Here is a 19535-nt window from a genome sequence, read left to right as displayed (position 1 = left end):
GTACCAGTTTCAACCTTGCTTACTCCTATTTTTTTTAAGAGATGCTTTTTTACCTGATGTTTTTTGAGGGCGATTGGGTTCTCTAACAACATATTTTAAAATAAAATCATCAGGCTTTACTAACGCCGAGTCTGCAATGTTCAGGCGACGGAATTGCGACCAATGTTCATTTAATAGCTTCAAAGCTTGGTGGCGATTTAAGGCGGAGATCGCACCCATAACTTGACGCAAACTCGACTGCAATAACTCAAGATTAGGGTCTGCCTCAGAAAATTGACTCACCATTGAAATTCCTGTTGCCAAATAAGGTGAATCCGGGGATATCTTTTTCGCTCTTAACCCCTGACGAACCACATTTAGCCACACCGGATAAAGTTCTAACCAATTAGCGAGTTGCAATTCGTTTAATGCCATTTCTTCCATTCCCAACGCTCCCCAAGTGCAAAGCGATGTTTCAGCTAAATTAGCATTCCGATTTTTAACCGCTAACTCCCATAATTTTCGAGCATGATCCTTAAACCGAACTGCTAAAAAATCATAAGCTTCCTCCACTTTATCAGTAGCCGTAACCTTATAAACCGTCTCACCGCGTGGTAGCTTATCGCCCCGATAAGATAGCCAATTGTGAGAACCGCACAAGTGAACTTCCCGATCTACAACAACTTCCTTCGCATGAGAATTTCCCAGCCAAAATACCTGCACTGCTGACAAACCTTCCCGCGTTTTAATTTCTCTTAGCTTTTGCTCAACCTGTGGCGGTATGGGTCTGGTTTCATTCTCTTGTCTCCGAGAAATACCGTGACCAATTAAAACCCATACTCCCCTATTAGCTAAATTTTGGAGTAATTGGATAAACTCATTATCTACTACTTCCTGGCTTACCCAAGGAGAATAAATTAAGACTTGATGATTCCCTCCTCTCAAAGTTTCTAAAAAAGATTGCCGAATTTGAATGTCTCGCAGTAAAATTACCTGGTCTTTTTCCTGACTTCCCTTCGGCGGAACTTGTTTCCCAGTTTCCCTCAATTCTTTAACAGTTTCAATTGCCTGCTGTTCAATCTTCTTAATTCTGTTTTCAACTTCTTTATTTCGTTGATTGAGGAGCTGTTCACGCTCCGCAGCAATCGTTTCATCACTCAAATATAACAAAGTTTGTAAAGAAACTTTTCCTTCACTTTGGAAAATGTCAAGTAAATCAGAGGCATAGTGTAAAATTTGTTTTCCTCGTCTCACTTGCAACTTAATGGCATCTTCAAGCGCATCAAAAATAACAAAAATTGAAACAGATTGCCAGATAGTTTGGCTCTCCTTGGTGAAAAAAGCAGCAGTAATGATTTTCCCATCTTCAGGAACGTGCAAGCCTAAACCAGAACCCTGAATAATTCGTTGGAGTTCCTCAAGTCCTAACTCAGACATTTCTTGACACCGATTTTCCAGGGTGATAAAATCACCAAATTTGGGTAGGTCAATTTCTACTGCCTCTACAGGGGAAAATACAAAAAATAGATTTCCTTGCAAGGGGTCAGCGAGCGCATAAATCTGCTTTGTTTGTGGTGGTTGCGGCACAGAACCTTCCAGATAAAATTGCCGACCTTGAGGGGTTAGAATAATTTTGGCATCCGATGTCCAAGCTAAAGTTTCTAAACTCCGCAGAGTCTTAGCAGTATTTTGCACAAATACGGGATCAAGACCTAATGCTGCTGCTAATTCATTTTCAGTGGGTATCAATTCACTCTCCATACCAGCGCGGAGAATAAATTCTTCCAGAATGTTAAATTTGCGAGGTTCGCTAATAGTAACTTCTACTGATATTTGCTCTAAAGGATAGCGGAATTGACGACCAGCCAGCACTGATATGCCAGCCGGACTTTGCTTTTCTATTTGTTGAACAAAATCCTGTAATTGGGGGTCAATTGGTTTAGGAGAGGATACTAGAAACATCAATCAGTCCTCCATTTCGGCGTACAATATTTGCTACTTCTGAATACATACTTCCAACTTTACCTTTGTGCTGTGTAAAAAGTGAATGGCATCCCACAACTACCAGCAATTCTTGAGCGCGGGAAAAGGCGACGTTTACCCGTTCTGGCTTTTTAGCAAAACCAATATCTCCATTAGGGTTGTTCCTCACCATGCTGACAATAACAATCTGCCGTTCCATACCCTGAAATCTGTCAACAGTCCCCGTTCTAATTGAAAGTGAAGGAAATTGGCGGTCACTAAGCATTTCTTCAATTCGCCTCAATTGAGCACCATAAAAAGTAATGATACCAATTTCTTTTTTGGGTTGTCCTTCGGCAACTTTTAGGCTCCAAACATCCTCCATTTGCTCGCAGAGAATGTCAATCGCATCGATTTCCTTAAGATTATACCTTGACGTTCCATCGACCTGCTCTTCAAAACTATGTTCTTGCGGCATTTTTACCCAGAGCAGGTGATGTTGTTCTCGGATGATGTCGCCAGCTAAATTGTGCGCCCGTTCCTTCTCAGGCTGAATAATGCCACAACGCAGACTATGGTCGTAAAATTGATTAATCGCTCCCATAATGTAGGGGTGCATCCGATACTGAATAGTCAGCCGTCGCTTGATGCTTTCTGGTGCAGCTTCAAATTGTTTCTTAAAGAGAGATTCTTCCAGAAAGCTAATATCATCCGGTTCGCTTCCCATTTCTGTTGCGATTTCCTCTAAACTCTTTTCATGTAGCATAGGAGGTAATTGGCGGTAATCGCCAATCAATACTAATTTTTTACCTTTGAGTGCAGGTATCAGAATTTCTGGAGGCGTGCATTTACTCACTTCGTCAATGATGACTACATCGAAATTAGTAAATTCTTTGAAACCGTAACCAGCTACTTGGCTGCAAGTAATACCGATGACGTTGGCATTGTCGATGTAAACTTGCCTCAATTCACTCTGATCTTGTTCGGAGGGGTTACGGAGTTTGGCTATCCAATCATGAGTTAGGTTCTCATAGCCTTTGAGCTGCGATTCTTCTTGAGTTAGTTCTTGATGCCAAGCATCGAATTGCGTTTTTACTATGCGTAAGAAGTTCAAATCAAATAATCCGTTGACAGAAATTGGCGGTTTAAGGCGATCGGGGATACTTTGCCATGCTGACTCCCACCATTTTCGTTCAGAATTTAAAGTTGGTGGTAGTTGTTGGGATTGTTGCAGTTGAACTTCCATTTGCTCAAGTTGGTTTTGACATTCTCGAAGCTGATTTAAGGCTTTACTAACCGCCTGTTGTAAGCTTGCTTGAATGCTTGTGAGAGTCTCTTTTGTTTCTTGTACTCCTAATAATGGATCGAGTGAAGAAATTAATTGTTCAAGCTGACTGATCTGATTTTCCCACAACAGGGCTATATTCGAGTTAGACCACTGAGTTACATTGCGTAAGCTATTATGGGGAATTGCTGGCAATTTGAGGAACTCATTCAATAACTGTTTATATCTTTCTAATTTAGCTTCTGATTCACGCTCAAGAGCCTCTAATCCCTTTTTAGCAGTTCTTATTGCCTGTTGTTGTTGGGCTGCCTCTTGCTGAGGTTTTTTAAGCTGTTGTTTAAAATTTTGAAGTTGTTTTTCAGTTTCCGGTTGCTGCTGCTCCAGCCATTGAGATACACTGACAGTAATGCCATCAATCAGCTCGGCTGCAATAGTATTTAATTCCACATCAAAGTTAGAAACTTGGACTTCACTTGGTTTGGCAATTAAATTAGCAATTTTCGAGCGACACCTATCCAGGTTAGAACGCCAAGGCTGAGGTTTTGCAGGGACACTAGCCAGCAACTCAGGGGGTAATTTAATCAGGTTATCTGTAAATTTTCGGTTCTCTTTGACACATTTTTTTAATTCCTCATACACGCTCTCATAAGCTGTAGATTCCCAGTTTTTTAAGGCTTTTAAAACAGAGTTTTTTCGGTTGTGTTCTAATTCCTGTTGTTGGTTCAGCCAGTTTCGCGCACTAACAGCAATACCGCTGATAACTTCTTTGGCTACAACGTCCAGTGGAGGCTCAACAAGAGAATTTTGCTTGGCTTCACTTTTGCTTAAATTAGCAAGTTTTGACTTGCACCTATCAAGATGCGATCGCCAAGGCGCAGGATTAGCGTTTACAAATGACACCACATCGAGCGGTAGTTGAATCAGATTATCTGTAAAGGCTCGATTAGTTTCTACACATTGCTTCATCGCTACATAAATGCTATCATAAGCGGTGGATTTCCACTGGTCTATTTTAGTTCTGAGTGCAACAATTCTTGATTGTCGGTTTTCCCAACTATTGAGGCTTTGTTGTAGGTTTTTCTGGTTGGTAAGACTTTGCTGATAGTTTGTTTCCAAAAGTTGAACGGCGGCTGACTTCTCACGGAACACTTGTGCAGCTTGATCGGCTTCTCTAAGGGATGACATCGCATCTCGGAAATGAGACAATGACATTTGAATTTGTGGAAGACCTTGATTCTTTAACCAAGCCGCTAAACGAAAATGATTAAGCCGTAAATCGTGAGGAATTTGAAGATTCATTTTTGCAGCGAGAGTAACCGCTCTTTCAACTTTTACCTTGAAGCTTTCTTCAGAAAGATACCCCAATGTAAGGTCTTTGGTACTGTCGCAGAGTTTTAGAGCTGCTGTCAATAAATTACTGACTGCTACATCTTCCCACTTAATTGAAGAGTGAGATATTAGCAATTCCAAACCAGGAAGGAGATATTCAACAATTTCGCGCTGTTTAGCTTCCGCTTTTTGATAGACACCTTCCTGCGTTCTACAGGTTTCCTCTAGCTCTACCTTATACCATCGCAACTCCTCTTGAATTTCTTGTAAGTTTTCCTCTTCTCGCAAATAACCATAAAATTGCTCCGAGCTTACTAATAATTCCCTGAAAAATTTTATATTTTCTCGCTGTTTTACTAAGCGCTGCTCGCAATCATCAGCCGTGTTTCTCAACCAATTACCAATCACTTTATCTTCCAGGAATGGCAACCCTTCCTCTTCAACTCGCTCGGCACGACCTTTTCGCAAAGCGCGGATAACAGGACTATGAATTAAGCGACTCAACGCATTATCAACAGCTAAATTCGCTTGAGAAGCAATTAAAGTCCTCCCACCCCGCAGCGCAACTTGATAGGAAATTTCAGCGATGACTGTTGTTTTTCCTGTTCCTGGTGGCCCTTGGATTAGCACTAAATCGGGTGCAGATAACACAGCTTCTACTGCTGCAACTTGGTCATCATTTGCCCCAGATAGTAATAAATCCTCTGGCTTCAGTTTAACAGTTGTTTGCAAGGGCCTTGCCTTAGAAGCATCAAAGAAAAATTCTCCTACATAGGGATTTTGAGCTATTCCCATTTGCAAATCATCTAAAGCTTTTTTCTGTCGCTTAATTTGAGTTAAATCTCCGGCCGCCTCGAAAGATAAAAAGCCTTTTTGTGGCAATAGATAGCGCCCTTCTCCTATTTTTTCTACTAACTGAGAATCAAGCCTAACTCGGATAAATCCTTTTTTTCTATCAATTTCTTCAATAGCTCCTAATAGAATTGCATTCCACCTTGCAGGCTGAATGGCAGATTCCTGCTTTGACGTGTTATCATCTTTTGTGTTATCATCTTTCTCACGGTTCTCTTCAACTCGAACTACAAGTTTTACATCCTCATTTCTAGCCTTAGCTGCTCTTGCCCAAAAGTCATCTTGTTTGAGATCGATGCCTGATGATTTGTCGAGTTGCGCTAAAGAGGCAGTTATCTCAAAAGTGATTTTGCGGGTAGCAGAGCCGTAGTTATGACCCGAAAAAGGTACGAAAAATTCTCGCGTCTTAGCTATCCGCTCTTCAATCTTTAAAAACGCTTTCCAAGTTTTTAACTGTTCTTCTGTTGGCACGCAATCCCCGCAAAAAGGAACTGCTTTCATACGATCGAAAGCTGAAATTGGCACTCCTATTCGAGACTGGTGATTGAGGTGCAAACGCAGGGAGAAAAGAACGGAAAAACCGTCAGTACGTCCCCGTTCTGGGGAAACTAAACGAGCGGAAAGTAAGCGCAAGCCATCGGATCTCCCTTCTGTGACAAGAGCTAATAAACTTAAAGTTTTTTGCCGTTTTTCAAGGATTGCTGGTAATTTTGCTGCTTCGATATCTGTGGCGATCGCCAGTTCCCATTTTTCTTCTCCCGGTTCTTCTCCCGGCCCTTTGCGGCGGACATAGAACCCCCTGGGTTCGTCTCCTAAAATGTCAGATAGCAAGTCTGCGGCGCGATCGCGACGATTGCTAAATTCAGGATATTTTAAGAGAGCATCTTTACCTTCTATCTCACGGATTAGGTAATCGATCGCCTGATTCCCTAAAAACCGATATCCCCAATTTTCCTCATTATTTTGATTGAGAGCTGTTGTGGCAATCTGTGGTGAGAAAGGGGAGTGATTATTACTTATTTGAGGTGCTGTAACAATTGCAGAAATTTCTATCGAGACGTTGTGGCTAGATGCTTGCAAAACAATAGAGCCACATAGGTTAGTTCCGGCTGGAATATCTTTGGAATTGACGATAATATTTAGTTTCTGCAAGCCGCAACAAAGGTAAGGCTGCTGTACTTGTAACCAAGGCTGGGAGCAGGAAATTGTGCAGTCGCTGCCAAGTTGGAGTTGTTCGGTTCGTTCCAAGTGTCGGTCGGTTTGGATTTCCCCAAAGTAGACGGCGGCGGGAATGTCCCAGCTTACTCCTAGCCACTGGACGTGGGGAGCGGTTCCTAGACATCTTACTCTATCTAAAACTGGCGCGGTATTTACTGCGGCGGCGATCGCAACTTCTCCCGTATTGCCACCGACAGTCCGCTGAACGGTCAAGTTTTCCAGTTTCACTCCGGGAACTGTGATTTTTAAGGCAGGTTCGTCAGTGGCAAAAATGACGCTGTTTTCTCCCTCCCCCCGAAGCAAAATCGCTCGTTCAATGGTAAATGGCCCCTTATATTCCCCTCCTGTCAAAGCGATCTCGTGTCCATCTTTAACCATTTGCAGCAATTCGCCAAAGTTGTCGGGGTTAGCGGAGAAAGTAGGCATAGATGCTTATTTATGGGGGGTGATCGGAGAAAGTGTTGATTTTTGGGCTTCTGAGGTAAACTACAGTTTAACGCTGTTTAGTTACGGATAAGCTGTTCCATACTTCAATATGCTTCACTTAAGGGTGACAGTCTGACTGATGATGCGAAATTTTGAGCCTTAACTCAATAGTATTGAGGCAAAGCGTTTCGCTCCATTCATATTGACGATAGCGGAGCCTAATATCGATAAAAAACTCGATATTGTTACGGAGTATAGCTTTAACCATATCCCCGCGTGCAAACCAAAATAATTTTTATGTCGCGGAGCGTCCAAGAAAACTACATTAGTTATCAAGTTGCGAGAAACCCGAACAGGTTTTATTAATAAGGTAGACTGGAACTTGATTCGCTATCTTGAAGGCTTAGACGCTTGCAAAGCTGCTCCAAATCTTGTAGCGATTGCTAACTTTATCTAGTTTGATGAACCTGCCACAAGTCCTTATAGTTCTGTGACGATGCGTAACTGCTGTGGGGTTTAGTCAGAGGCGATTGCACAAGCTGAGAACATCCACCTCAACATCACTCAGCACTTTGGGTTTCATCCCATACAAATCATTCAGCACCGCCTTGACGTTCGGAAACACAAAATATTCCGTCAGTTTCCCAATCCGGTAGTTAAAGGGTTGATATCGGTGTTTGAAGTACAGCTCCACATTCCCCCGATGTTCCCAAAGTCCCAGCAAATTGACAGTCACATCCGAGTAATGCGCCCTCACATCCCGCTGCACTTCGGCGATGCGTTCCTCGATCGATCGAGTAGTAATTCCAATCTTATAGAAGCAGTTCCCCTCCGCTTTTACCTCAAGAAAATAGAGCGAGTTCACCAAAATCCGACGAAGCTGTGCTCGATAAATCAGCAAATCAGCCCGCCGTTCTTCTAAGCAGGATAACCCCGCAGATAAAGCAATCTCTACAGAGCCTTCCAATGAAGCCAGCTCCGACACCAGCAGCGGTTCTTGGACTTGGTTGAACAGCGCCAGGGGAAGAGCACCCACTGGGATTTTACCCAAGTCGGTAAACTGATAAGAGCGATCGCCCTCTGACTCTAGCAATCCCTTCAACTGCCACCGAAAGTTTACCAAGTCTTTGGGAATCGATCGCTTTTGGGCCCCGTACTCTTTCCACAGCACTTTCAACTGCTCCAATTCCTCACCCTTAAGCTGGATGGTGAAATTATCGTAGAGAGGCAGCGAGGGAAATGCTTTGGTTTTAATCCGCTGCGAGACGGGCTTGCAAGTTTCCTCGGTGTGAGCGAAGTGATGTTCTTTCACCGAACCCTTTTTTGCTGTCAATCCGCCACCGCAGTAGAGACAAGCGAGGTTAGTTTTTCCGCGCACAACCTCATCAATGCTCGTCAGTTCGCCACTGAGAGCAACACCAAATTTTAGCCACATCGCCTGTCAATTCTCCTTTGAGCCGGTTTTGGAGATGCACCCGCTCCACACAATCGAGAATTGTAACAAATCCAGGGGTTAGGGCTTCTGCCGGGGGAAAGAAAGCGATCGGCACTCGATGCTCTTGATGCGTGACTTTCATCCTTGCATCCAAAATCTAAAATCTAAAATCTAAAATCTAAAATTGCTCGTCACCAATCGGGAATTTCTTGGGCCGCGTCGTCTGCTTGGGCTTGTGACAGTTGGTGAGGGGGCAACGGATTTTCAGGCGTTGGGAGTGCTATATCAGGATATGGGCGTTTCCTGACGTAGGAAAGGGTAGAGAGTGCTGAGACGGCTCCCCTTACTTGGTCGGGCCGCACTTCTAAGTATTTCTGCAATTGTTCTAAGTTGCGGTGGCCGCTGATTTCTTGAATAATCCGCAATGGGATACCCGCGTTGCTCATCTGAGTGAGTGCTGACCTTCTGAGGCTGTGGGTGGAAGCGCCGATGATGCCAACTCGAGCGCAAGCTTCTTGGAATAGATGAGAGGCGGCTTCCGGGTTTGCGTGTTTCCAGCGGTGATTGAGATGGCGGCTGGGGAATAGGTAGGGGTGTGAGGGATGTTTGTAGGTTTCTAACAGCAGCCTCAACTCTTGAATGATCGGGATAGTGCGGGTGCCGAGCTTGCCTTTGGTGTTGCCTTTGCGGATGATCATTTCGGAGCGGATGGCATTCGCCGGGGTGAAAACATCGATGACTTTCAAGCTGCACGCTTCGGCAATGCGGCAAGCGGTGTAGAGACAAACTCCAAAGAGGGCGCGATCTCGGTCGCTCTGCAAACCTTCGTTAAACAAGAGTTCGATTTCCTCTTGCGTGAATATCTTGGCCTGTCCGTGTCCCTCTATTTTCATGCTTGGTGTATACTCGACCCGACGCTCCAAAGTCTTGCATACTTACTGCATTGCTGCATCCGTAGGCGGGTAGTTCTTAATGCGGCGGTTGAGCGAGAGGGAGGGGAAAGAAGAGGCGATCGCATCCGAGGTGAGGGATAATCGGTTCAGGGACTCTAAAAATAAATAATGTTGGAAAGTTTATCGGAAAACACCCCTCGAATGATTGTTTGCGATCGCCAAGGACGAGAGTACCGCCTGCAAGTAAATGGGGACGAAGACTCATATCTTATTGCCAAACTCTTGTACCGCAACAGCGAAGTTGGTAGGCTTCACTGCGTTTTGTCTCCGCCTGATAAGTTGATGATAGGCGATATCTTGATTCGCGACGATGTAATTCATGCTCCAGAGCACTTAGGGGCAGCTCTTTTGAGATGGCTAGTTGAACCCAAGCCAATCGATTACCGTCGCAGGGGGCTGGGAACTCACCTGTTGAAGTTTGCGATAAAGAAAGCTCGTCAGCGGGGAATTAAGCGAATCTACGGTTCTCTAACTCAAAAAGACATCAACAATAATCCGAACCTTGTCAAATGGTACAAGAAGCATGGATTTGAAATACTTCCGCCTTCACAGGAGAACATCGAAAATGCAGTTTGTGGGATCTCTCTGGATTTAAGATAGAAATCAAATTCATTGCGCCTTGCGATCGCATTAACTTGTTCTTGAGGACGATCGCTGCCTTCGACCGACTGCCTGAGAATGTCTTGTAGTTGCTGCATGAATGCACCTGTTTGTGGGATGGAGTGCCGGAGGTTGTGGACGAGAAGTCAGGAGAAAAAGCGCAGAGAGCAAATACTATTTTGCGTAAATCAACAGATATTCTTATATTTCCTTTGTTGGCTCACTACTCAAAAACTTCAATCTTCTGAAGATTCAACCTCTCGTGAAGATTCAATATCTATCTCCTGATTCGCATTGGGTATTAATTGTTTCGGTATGGCTACTTGTTTCTTCATTTGCTCTATAAATCGATTATGACTTTCGATAGTTTGATTTACGGAGGCCGTAAATCGATCTTGTTCTGCCCTCATGCTTGCTATGGCTATATTATTTATGAATCCATACTTGTCTATATTTGTCAATCGCATCGCTTCAGTGACTGATAATTGTTTAGCAAAGTCGGCTATACTACTCACGGGATTATTTGCAGCAGCCACTAAACGTTCTATATTGCTCACTGGATTATTTGCAGCAGCCACTAAACGTTCTATATCTTTTAATCCATACCCATCAATAGCTGATAATTGTCTGGAAAAAGTATCATGTAATTCTGGTTCAGATAAACTATTTGAAACAGAAACTTCTTCAACTTGTTGTATGGATTTTTCTTTTATTTCCTGTTGTAGATATTTTTTAGCAAATTCCAAAAAACGTTCTGGACGGTACATATAAAACATGGAAGCACCAGCATCTACAATTTCTTGAGTTAACTCTGGGTGTGGCCCACCAATAGTTTTCCCATGTTCTATTCTCCACCAATCCTCTTTATTGTCGCCTGTAATAAAAATAATATGACTTAATGAATTAGACTCAACTTGTTTTAATATCTGTTTCCAAAGAATCAAGTCACCATATTCTCTTTTAAAAAGTAACCCTTTATGAGTATACGGATTATCTTTATCTTTAGTATTATCCTTATTTTGACTCTTATCTTTACCTTTATCTTTAAAACCTGGGGGCTGACAATTTTTATACCGTCGCTCACCTTCTAAATATATTAGATCCAGCTCGTCTTGACTAGCAGGTAATTCACCAATTTTTCCGGTAAATAAATCTGTAATTTTCTCTCTTATATAATCTGCTCCATCTACTTTAACTGCGTTCTCTTTTAAAGGTATTAAATTCTCATGAAAACTGTTAAAAACTTTCTCTACATCCTTAATCATGTCTTCAACAAGTTCGGAAGGGACATATTTAAAAGCCTTGATAATATTTTGGATGATTTCATTTAAGTTTTCTTCAGCACTGTTAAAATTAGACTCGGCTTTTTTTATTCGGTTGATTCTATTTCTTTGATATTCAAGTGCAACTTGATGGGGAATCCACAAACGATCTTTTATAGCTTCTAAAACCTCAAAAAAATCTTCGCGTGTTTCATCATTATATTCATAAAAATCCAAAAGAACATTAGTATCAAAAATAAAGGTACACTTTTGCCACAGTTCAGAAAATTCTTCGTCAGATGGGGAATAATAGCCGGGGAATAAGTCTTTCATTTTTGTCAATTACTTGGTAAATATCTTGCGCGCTCCACTCATATTGAGGCGCATGGTGATAACTTGCTCGCTAACCTGATAAACCCTACTTGCTTCGACCACGGTCATCTCATTCTTAGCAATGTGAAAGGCTGCTTCCTTTGAAATAAGCAACGCTGGCCCCAACCAATTCGCTTCATCCTCCTGTTCCACATCGAAGTGGCGGCAGCCGTACTCATCGAATATAGGGAGAGGCCTGTGACCGAGGATGCCGTGACCGAGTTCGTGAGCGATATTTGAAGCCTGTCGGAGGGGAGGGTGCGAATCGTTGTGGATGATACGCCGTCGGTAGCCGTCAATGAGGGTGACAGCCGAAAAGCTTTCCCGATCCTTTTTCATAAAGTAGGCAACATCTTCCGGTATTTCGCATTTGTAAGCGGACAAGGGCTCTACGGGGATTTCTAAGTGTTGGGCCAATCTCCAGGGACAAAGGGGGTCATGACACCTGAGACTCAGTTCCTTTCTATATTCCCGAGCATAAGCATCCGCTTCAGTTTTGAACCCGCGACGTAACTGCTTTTTCATCAATCTATTCGATCCTTGCGTAGACGCTCGTAACCTGCTTTGAGAATGGCTTCGAGAGCTGCTGCTCCTTCAGGCGTGAGATTGCGATCGGCCCGCAAGTACGCAGTAATTTGGGTAAGCGGGTCTGATTCAGTCCGAGTATCCCGAGCTCCTTTGACAAAGGACTCAGCCTGCAATCCCGACCATTTTAGCAGTGCTGCAAGACTATCCACATCAGGCCTCCTTCCTTGAGCCATACGGGTCAAAGTAGACGCACTTACCTCTGACTGTGCCGCTACCTGCTTCCACGTTAGGCGCTGCGACTGTCGCTGGCTGTCTAACGCTGCGTAAAAGGACTCTACATCGAACTCTACCTTAGCCATCCTCCCTCTCCCATTGCTACCTTGCAATTTTAAGTCACTTGTGTAATCTTGGTAATTGCGAGCTAGCAATTGTTAGTCATTCTCGCAATTAGTGAAGGAGTGTTACTGTGATTGCATCAAAAAGTTATCGGATTCAGATTGATGAAACTTCTTATGAAGTGGACGATCCAGTGATTGCGGGCTTTCAGCTTCTTGACACGGCAGGGAAGAGGCCATCTGATGAATACCTCATCTTTCAGCGGTTGCAGAACGGGCAGCTTGAGGAAATCAGGCCTGATGAAACGGTCGATCTGCGGAAACCGGGTATAGAGGCGTTTATCACCTGGCGAAGCGATCGCTCTTTCCGTTTTGTAATTGACGGCCGGAAATTTGAATGGGGGATACCGCTAATTACCGGACTGAAGCTCAAACAGCTTGCGGGAGTTGACTCGCAGTCTTATGGAGTTTGGCTGGAGGTACGGGGCACAGAAGACCGCCCGGTGGGAAATGCGGAGTCGATCGATCTCCAAGCTGCCGGAGTCGAGCGCTTCTTCACCGGTAAGAAGACTACGACGGAGGGTTAATCCATGAGCTTTTTACCGTCGCGAGAGCGGGAATATCTCGAAGGCAAAGGTATTGTCTTTCAGGAAGTTATAGACGGCAGCCAGAAGGGAGTCATTCTCCCTGGCTTTAGATTGCCGTCCAACAAGTACGATGTCCACCAGGCGGAGGTATTGATTGTGCTTCCACCAGGCTACCCAGATGTCCCGCCAGATATGTTTTACTTGCAACCCTGGGTGAAGCTTGCCACTCGCAACCGTTACCCCACAGCAGCAGACCAGGCTTTTAGGTTCAATGGATTGTCCTGGCAGCGGTGGTCGCGCCACAACAACGAATGGCGTCCCGGTACAGACGGTATTTGGACGATGCTCAAGCGCGTGGAACACGCCCTGGAGGTGGCTGCATGAGCTTTACTGCCAGTATGGTGTTACAGGAGGAGCACCTTAAATATCTCCAAGAAAGCCTGAGCCGCGTAGATGGACGAGAAAGGGCAGCTTACGTGCTCTGCGGTGAGGTAGTCATTGAATCTGACCCTTGGGATGGTCAGCAGCGCCGGAAATATCTTTCCTATGAAATCCTCGCGGTACCTGAAGATGAGATAGTTTCGAGTTCAGATCGGCATATTACCTGGAAGACTGATTCTTTTGTTCGAGCATTGAAGCTCGCTCAAATGAGGGGGATGACAGTGGCTCTTGTTCACAGCCATCCGGGAGGTATCGCTGCGTTTTCCGAACAGGATGATAGAAACGAACCCGATCTTGTAGAGCTTGCCCAGCACAGAAACGGTATCCAGACAAAACTTCTGAGCGTAATTCTCACAGACTCAGGAGAGCTTGTCGGTCGCCTGTGGACGAGCCAGCATGAGTCGATTCCCCTGCAACTGATTTGTGTTGTAGGAAAAGCAATCAAGCTCCACTACAAAGGACGGGGGCAGGGCATAACTTCATCAGTCTTTCACCGACAATCGCTCGCATTTGGGGAAGCACTTACTCAGGATTTATCAACGCTCAGGGTTGGAGTGGTAGGCTGCGGCGGTACGGGCAGCGCAGTCGCCATGCTGCTTCCCAAAATGGGAGTACGGCTGATTGCGCTCTTTGATCGAGATGTAGTTGAAGAGAGTAACTTGAATCGACTTCACGGCGCGACTCGGGAAGACGCTGAAGCAAAGCGCCCGAAGGTTCTGGCTGTAGCGAGATCGCTCTCGGAGTTAGGGCTTGGAGTGCAAGTAAAGTCCTATCAATCGTGGATAGGCGATCTGGATTGCCGAAATGCCCTGAAGTCCTGCGATATAGTCTTCGGTTGCACGGATGACCATGCCGGACGGTTGCTGCTTAACCGCTTTGCCTACTATTACTTGGCTCCTGTTTTCGATGTAGGGCTTGCCATCGAGGTATCTCCAACTGAACCGCCAGAAATCAAAGCGCTAGATGGTCGAGTAACCGTACTTGTAGCCAGCCCCAACCACACCTGCCTGTTGTGCCGAGAAGTTATCAATTCTGTGGCGGCGCGGGACGAGGCTTTGAAGCGGAACGCTCCGGCGGAGTACGAGAGGCGGAAAGCAGAGGCTTACGTTCTAGGCGAAGGAAACCCAAGTCCCGCAGTGGTACTCTTCACCACAGATGTTGCGATTATGGCGATTGAAGAGTTGGTACACCGCCTTCAAGGATTTCGAGGTGAGAACGGTGCGACAGCCCAAAGAGTAAGAAAATTTCACCTGGTGACAGATCGAAAGCAAGCTGCTGATTCCAAGTCGCATTGCCCTATTTGCGGTACTGCTGATTGTTGGGGCAAAGGCGATATTGTTCCATTTCTCGATTTGGTAGAGTGAGCTATGTTTCTTCGCAATCTAATTCGATGGATTCTAATCAAGCTGAAGGTAATTGAAAGACCCGACTTGTCAGCACGGATAGTTAAAGTTCATCCAGCACCTGAAGAAATTATACCGAAACAGGTATTGGTCGTTGGTGATGCTCGCTATCGGAAGTGGGCTTGTTTTCGATGTCCCGGTGAATGCGGAGAGGCGATTTTGTTGTCCTTAAAGCAGACGCAGCATCCTTCGTGGAAAGTCACTATAGACTGGTTGGGACGACCGACGATTCATCCCTCGGTTAGGCAGCTTAATGAGTGTAGATGCCATTTCTGGGTTCGTCATGGCTGTGTTGAATGGTGTTCCGATACAGCAGCTATAGCCCAAAGGAAATCCTAGTTGTTCGGAACAGCAATCAGGATTGTTTTGAAACTACATTGCTGTTCCGAGCGAAATTCCACCAAGTATACCGCCTTAGTATTTGGGTACGAAAACTGAATTCATTGTAGCTATACCCTTCCTAATCCGTTCTATTGCCTTACTAATTCAGGTACTAACCCCACCACCACCAATGTTATGACAAAGGTCAGGTTCTTCTAAGAAGTAGTATCTGCCAGCCTGCAAAAAAGCTGCACCCTCTGGACTAAGCGTGCAGCTTTTTTTGAACACGAACACAGGAGATGGAAATAACTCGTACACAGGAGGGCGAACGCTGAGTTACCAGCCCAATCAAAAATGCGGGACTCTGCACTTTTTTTGACAAGGGTGTTTTTGGTGTATCCTAGATGTGGCGGAGCGTTCAGCTACTTTGGGGTTTTACGCAATTCGGGAGAACCAGTGAAGAAGCATAGACTTAGAGATTAAATGTCCAATCAAGAAAATTCTAATACTTCTATGACTACTGACTCAACTAAAGTGACACCAGAAGAAATTGCTCAGTATCGGGAACAATTTGCTGATAACAAAGAAGCTTTGTATGCCTTGGATATAATTGCAGCAACTAAAGGGGATTTAAAACAGGCTGCTAATTTGCTGGCACCAAAGTACAACGTGGTTATTTCCAAAAAAGTGCCGAATATTTTGGAGGAATTAGCCCGTAAATGTCGCCATACTATCTGTGACGATCTATTTATTGATGAGTTAATGACAGGATTGTTAACGGCTGCTGTGGCTAGCTTAACAGCCAGTGGTCAGATTCCAGCAGCAATGGCTACTCCTGTTGTTATTTATCTTGCAAAAACAGGAGTGAAAAAGTGGTGTGAGTCTACTAAAGAAGAACCTAAAAACCCGTAGCAGTAAAAGCGGCCCAGTTATACGGGTGAAAAAAAGGATAAGGAATAGGAGCATTAATGCGCGTCAAAGCACCATCGAGAAATAATTCTGCTAAGATGGGTTCTTTAAAGATTTTTTCAATATGAGGTTTAATTTTATCTAAAAATTGTTTTCCTTTTTCACTGGTCAGATTCCGCAGCCAATTCTGAGCATCTTGGAGGGCCATTGCTACATCTCCTTCCCCTAGTTTTGGGTAACTTTTGAGGTTTTCATAGAATTTGATGAATAAAAAGGCGGTGGAGATTTCATCCACAGCCCACAGGCTGCTAACCACGCTGGGGCTACCCGCGAATAGGAAGCCGCTGACTAAGCCGATGTATTCGTCACTGGTATTGCGGAAGTCAATTAATCCTGTTTCACAAGCAGAGAGAACAACTAAACGACATTGACCTAATTGAAATTTAAGACTGAAGATGGCATCCAAAGTAAGGCACTTATCAAGCTCAAGCACTTTTCCGCCAGTCAAGAGTAAATGACGTTCGGAATCGAATTCAATAAGCGAGGAATCAAGTTCAGCATCTGCAAGGATAAGAGCAGATTTGTTAGCTAGACTGGGATTGGAATTGAAGTAGCCATGACAGCTAAAGTGAACGCAGTGAAAGGTATTGAGGGGAGTGTCATCAAGAGCCGCTTTCGTAGCGGCATCTTTTTCAAGAATGCTGGTTGAATCAAAATAACTTTGGATAGCAGCGACTTCAAGGTCGGCGTAAGTAAGATCGTCGGTAGGGTTCTGGATGGCAAAGAGATGCGTAAAGTTGGGGCGTTTGCGGGTTTTGGCGAGCTGTAAGAGTTGGCAGCTTGGGGCATACCGGACACCTTTGGGAAAGCGATCCATTAAAAATTGAGGTTTTGATTTCCCAGCCTCACTGTTAATGGGCAACGCATGAAGTGAAACTAAATGTAAATAGCGATGGGGAATTAAAATTAATTTGTCGCATTCTGTGGGAATTTGCTGAATAATTTCATCAACGTGCAAAATTTTTGCTAACAAATGCAAACGGGTAGTTAAGCGGCGCTGCCAGTGGGAGTTTTTATTAATATAGGCTTTCAGATAGCTGTTTGCCCAATTTGCTAGTTTTTTCGGGTCAATCAAATCGGGTGGTAAAACAATAGGTTTTTGGGTTTCTTTTGTAACAATAAAGACCAGCAGCTTATCGCTTGCAATGTAAAACTCAACAATTGCAGTGCGATCACGAATAGTTGACTGGAATTGGTCAAACTGAAAACCAGAACCGAGTGGCAGGTATCGATCTTGCAAGTCTTTACGCTGCTGTCGTAGCTGTTGCAGATATTGCGCTATAGTTGCTGAGTTATCGGTTGTGGCGGTCTGTAGGAGGTACTGACCGTTCGCTATTTCGTCTCCAAGTTGTTCTAATTGACTGACAATTTCGGAGGGAAAGATGCTATGAAAGTCGCGAGTGACAATAAGTTCCACCAGATTACGGACTTTGCTGCGCTCGACGTATTCAATAGCTGGGGCGATTTCGTGAAGCTCTAAACAAACTTTCACTATGTTTTGATAAACCTGATTCCATTGTTCAGCAAGTTTTTGTTTATCTTCTTCTCTACCAGAGCCACAGACTATCTCGCCGCGCTGGGATTCTATAATCTCAATGGCGGAGGCAAAGGCAGTTTTGGCATTGCGGAACTGTCGGGCATTTTGGTAGGCAAGACCCAGGTTGAATTGAGTGAGTATATAACTTTGGGGAAAAGCTTCGTGGGTGAATACCACCTTTAAGGCATCTGAAAAACAACGGATTGCGGCTTCTAAATTCTCTGCCCTATCCCCTTGGATACGCTCAAGATAAGCATTGCCCAGATTATTTTGCGTTCCTGCCCATTTTTCGGGAAAGGCTTCGGGGGTGCGTACCTCCAGTGCATCCAAGTAACAGCGGATTGCGGCTTCTAAATTCTCTGCTCTATCCCCCTGGATGCGATTACGATAAGCAATCCCCAGATTATCTTGGGTCACAGCCCAATCAAAAGGAGCTGTTTCACGGGTGCGAACCTCTAATGCCGCTAAGTAAAAGCAGATTGCTGCTTCTAAATTCTCTGTCTGTTCTCCTTCAATACGGTTACTATAAGCAGTGCCCAGATTGTGTTGAACCATAGCCCATTTTTCGGGGAAAGCTTCACGAGTGTGTACTTCTAATGCTTCCGACAAATAACGAATTGCTTCTTCTAAATTCTCTGCACTCTCTCCACGGATGCGGTAAAGATAAGCGTTGCCCAAATTATTTTGAGTATCTGCCCACTCCAAAGGAAAACTTTCACGAGTGCGTATTTCTAATGCCTTTAACAAACAGAAGATTGCTTCTTCTAAATTCTTTGCCTTCTCTCCCCGAATACGGTAGAAGTAGGCAAGACCTAAATTATTTTGAGTATCTGCCCACTCCAAAGGAAAAGTTTCACGAGTGCGTACTTCTAATGCCTCTGACAAACAGAAGATTGCTTCTTCTAAATTCTTTGCCTTCTCTCCCCGGATGCGATCGACGTAGGCAGCACCCAGGTCGCTTTTGGTGCTTCCCCAGTCTTTGGAGGAGGTTCGGCGGTTATATACCTTTAATGCTTTTAAGAAACAATGGATAGCAGTTTCCAAATTTTCTTCTCTCTTCTTCGGAATGCGCTTACAGTAGACAAGACCCAAATTCTTTTGAGTTTTGGCCCAATGAAAGGGAAAAGTTTCGTAAGTGAATACCTCTAAGTTAGCTGAGTAATAGCGAATTGCCATTTCCAAATTCTCTGCCCTGTCTCCTTGGATGCGGTAATAGTAGGCATTACCTAAATGACCTTGGGTTACAGCCCATTCTTCGGGGAAAACTTGGTAAGTAAAAACTGTGGTAACGATCTCAAAGCCTGTAATGGCAATTTCCAAATTACTAGCTCGATTGCCATGCGGGAAATCTCGAAGCATGATGCTAAAATTACCAATAACTACCGCCATGTCTTCTGCTTCATCTGGCTCGACTTGGGAGAATCTAGCCTTTGTCCCATCGCGTAAGACCTGAGCTAAGTTATCATCAAGCTTGTTCAAGTTCGCTTGCAGCAAGGGGTATACCTCGCGGGGGTCATTATCGCTATTGAAGGTTGCATTCAATACCTCATTCAAGAAATTGCCATATTCTTCGTTGGTTGCCATCAGTTGCTCTTTGCCTTACTTAGATTTTTTTGTAACATTTATTAACAGTCTAAGTTTCTCAATTAGAAAAACCTAGGGGCAACGGCTAATCGCCTCTTATGCCTCAATCAACTTCCTTCAACCCATCCTCCAGCAGCATCCGCACCAAGAGTCCACT

Annotated in this window: 15 protein-coding genes; 6 read left to right on the top strand and 9 right to left on the bottom strand. The window is 44.3% G+C overall.

Features of this window, described 5'->3' with window-relative positions; genetic code table 11:
- Positions 1–9 precede the first annotated feature (9 nt).
- The 5 genes from QUA90_RS02795 to QUA90_RS02775 all read right to left on the bottom strand — a co-directional run bounded on the left by QUA90_RS02795 (position 10) and on the right by QUA90_RS02775 (position 9379).
- Entirely contained in the window at positions 10–1941 is a 1932-nt protein-coding gene (locus tag QUA90_RS02795; protein WP_333443802.1) for a hypothetical protein, read from the bottom strand.
- Positions 1919–7051, bottom strand: a complete 5133-nt coding sequence (locus tag QUA90_RS02790) for an AAA domain-containing protein (protein ID WP_194061002.1) — start codon at positions 7049–7051, stop codon at positions 1919–1921. The genes QUA90_RS02795 and QUA90_RS02790 overlap by 23 nt, the downstream gene beginning before the upstream one ends.
- Before the next feature lie 520 nt (positions 7052–7571).
- Positions 7572–8486: a GIY-YIG nuclease family protein gene (locus QUA90_RS02785; protein WP_333443799.1), complete on the bottom strand. Its 915-nt coding sequence runs from the start codon at positions 8484–8486 to the stop codon at positions 7572–7574.
- Positions 8437–8628 (bottom strand): hypothetical protein, encoded by a 192-nt coding sequence (locus QUA90_RS02780; RefSeq protein WP_333443797.1) that lies wholly within the window; start codon positions 8626–8628, stop codon positions 8437–8439. The genes QUA90_RS02785 and QUA90_RS02780 overlap by 50 nt, the downstream gene beginning before the upstream one ends.
- A gap of 49 nt (positions 8629–8677) precedes the next feature.
- Entirely contained in the window at positions 8678–9379 is a 702-nt protein-coding gene (locus QUA90_RS02775; RefSeq protein WP_333443795.1) for a site-specific integrase, read from the bottom strand.
- Between the two features lie 168 nt (positions 9380–9547).
- On the opposite strand from QUA90_RS02775, the gene QUA90_RS02770 reads away from it, so the two are divergent.
- Positions 9548–10039 (top strand): GNAT family N-acetyltransferase, encoded by a 492-nt coding sequence (locus QUA90_RS02770; protein ID WP_333443793.1) that lies wholly within the window; start codon positions 9548–9550, stop codon positions 10037–10039.
- Positions 10040–10275: 236 nt separating this feature from the next.
- Here QUA90_RS02770 and QUA90_RS02765 read toward each other — a convergent pair whose 3' ends face one another.
- The 3 genes from QUA90_RS02765 to QUA90_RS02755 are packed head-to-tail and all read right to left on the bottom strand — an operon-like array spanning position 10276 to position 12560.
- On the bottom strand, positions 10276–11634 hold the full coding sequence (locus QUA90_RS02765) for a PIN domain-containing protein (protein ID WP_333443791.1): 1359 nt from the start codon (positions 11632–11634) through the stop codon (positions 10276–10278).
- A 9-nt stretch (positions 11635–11643) separates the two neighbouring features.
- Positions 11644–12198, bottom strand: a complete 555-nt coding sequence (locus QUA90_RS02760; protein WP_333443789.1) for an ImmA/IrrE family metallo-endopeptidase — start codon at positions 12196–12198, stop codon at positions 11644–11646.
- The gene (locus tag QUA90_RS02755) at positions 12198–12560 is read right to left on the bottom strand and encodes a helix-turn-helix domain-containing protein (RefSeq protein WP_015211633.1); all 363 of its coding nucleotides are present in this window, start codon (positions 12558–12560) and stop codon (positions 12198–12200) included. Before QUA90_RS02755 ends, QUA90_RS02760 begins: the two co-directional genes overlap by 1 nt.
- Before the next feature lie 107 nt (positions 12561–12667).
- Between QUA90_RS02755 and QUA90_RS02750 the strand changes: the two genes are divergently transcribed.
- The 5 genes from QUA90_RS02750 (at position 12668) to QUA90_RS02730 (ending at position 16200) form a co-directional block, all read left to right on the top strand.
- The gene (locus QUA90_RS02750) at positions 12668–13123 is read left to right on the top strand and encodes a multiubiquitin domain-containing protein (protein ID WP_333443785.1); all 456 of its coding nucleotides are present in this window, start codon (positions 12668–12670) and stop codon (positions 13121–13123) included.
- Positions 13124–13126: 3 nt separating this feature from the next.
- Entirely contained in the window at positions 13127–13507 is a 381-nt protein-coding gene (locus tag QUA90_RS02745) for an E2/UBC family protein (protein ID WP_333443783.1), read from the top strand.
- Entirely contained in the window at positions 13504–14928 is a 1425-nt protein-coding gene (locus QUA90_RS02740) for a ThiF family adenylyltransferase (RefSeq protein ID WP_333443781.1), read from the top strand. Before QUA90_RS02745 ends, QUA90_RS02740 begins: the two co-directional genes overlap by 4 nt.
- A 3-nt stretch (positions 14929–14931) precedes the next feature.
- Positions 14932–15306 (top strand): DUF6527 family protein, encoded by a 375-nt coding sequence (locus QUA90_RS02735; RefSeq protein ID WP_333443779.1) that lies wholly within the window; start codon positions 14932–14934, stop codon positions 15304–15306.
- 465 nt (positions 15307–15771) lie between these two features.
- Positions 15772–16200: a hypothetical protein gene (locus QUA90_RS02730; protein ID WP_333443777.1), complete on the top strand. Its 429-nt coding sequence runs from the start codon at positions 15772–15774 to the stop codon at positions 16198–16200.
- Here QUA90_RS02730 and QUA90_RS02725 read toward each other — a convergent pair.
- Positions 16187–19378, bottom strand: a complete 3192-nt coding sequence (locus QUA90_RS02725; RefSeq protein WP_333443775.1) for a CHAT domain-containing protein — start codon at positions 19376–19378, stop codon at positions 16187–16189. The genes QUA90_RS02730 and QUA90_RS02725 overlap by 14 nt on opposite strands.
- Positions 19379–19535: the final 157 nt, after the last annotated feature.

The organism is Microcoleus sp. D3_18_C4 (assembly GCF_036702355.1).
Classification (GTDB): Bacteria; Cyanobacteriota; Cyanobacteriia; order Cyanobacteriales; family Microcoleaceae; genus Microcoleus.
This window is presented reverse-complemented; position numbering and strand designations above follow the sequence as displayed.

Coding starts and splice junctions, on each gene's coding strand:
- QUA90_RS02795 (WP_333443802.1), bottom strand. CDS start 1,941: ATGTTTCTAGTATCCTCTCCTAAACCAATTGACCCCCAATTACAGGAT.
- QUA90_RS02790 (WP_194061002.1), bottom strand. CDS start 7,051: ATGCCTACTTTCTCCGCTAACCCCGACAACTTTGGCGAATTGCTGCAA.
- QUA90_RS02785 (WP_333443799.1), bottom strand. CDS start 8,486: ATGTGGCTAAAATTTGGTGTTGCTCTCAGTGGCGAACTGACGAGCATT.
- QUA90_RS02780 (WP_333443797.1), bottom strand. CDS start 8,628: ATGAAAGTCACGCATCAAGAGCATCGAGTGCCGATCGCTTTCTTTCCC.
- QUA90_RS02775 (WP_333443795.1), bottom strand. CDS start 9,379: ATGAAAATAGAGGGACACGGACAGGCCAAGATATTCACGCAAGAGGAA.
- QUA90_RS02770 (WP_333443793.1), top strand. CDS start 9,548: ATGTTGGAAAGTTTATCGGAAAACACCCCTCGAATGATTGTTTGCGAT.
- QUA90_RS02765 (WP_333443791.1), bottom strand. CDS start 11,634: ATGAAAGACTTATTCCCCGGCTATTATTCCCCATCTGACGAAGAATTT.
- QUA90_RS02760 (WP_333443789.1), bottom strand. CDS start 12,198: ATGAAAAAGCAGTTACGTCGCGGGTTCAAAACTGAAGCGGATGCTTAT.
- QUA90_RS02755 (WP_015211633.1), bottom strand. CDS start 12,560: ATGGCTAAGGTAGAGTTCGATGTAGAGTCCTTTTACGCAGCGTTAGAC.
- QUA90_RS02745 (WP_333443783.1), top strand. CDS start 13,127: ATGAGCTTTTTACCGTCGCGAGAGCGGGAATATCTCGAAGGCAAAGGT.
- QUA90_RS02740 (WP_333443781.1), top strand. CDS start 13,504: ATGAGCTTTACTGCCAGTATGGTGTTACAGGAGGAGCACCTTAAATAT.
- QUA90_RS02735 (WP_333443779.1), top strand. CDS start 14,932: ATGTTTCTTCGCAATCTAATTCGATGGATTCTAATCAAGCTGAAGGTA.
- QUA90_RS02730 (WP_333443777.1), top strand. CDS start 15,772: ATGTCCAATCAAGAAAATTCTAATACTTCTATGACTACTGACTCAACT.
- QUA90_RS02725 (WP_333443775.1), bottom strand. CDS start 19,378: ATGGCAACCAACGAAGAATATGGCAATTTCTTGAATGAGGTATTGAAT.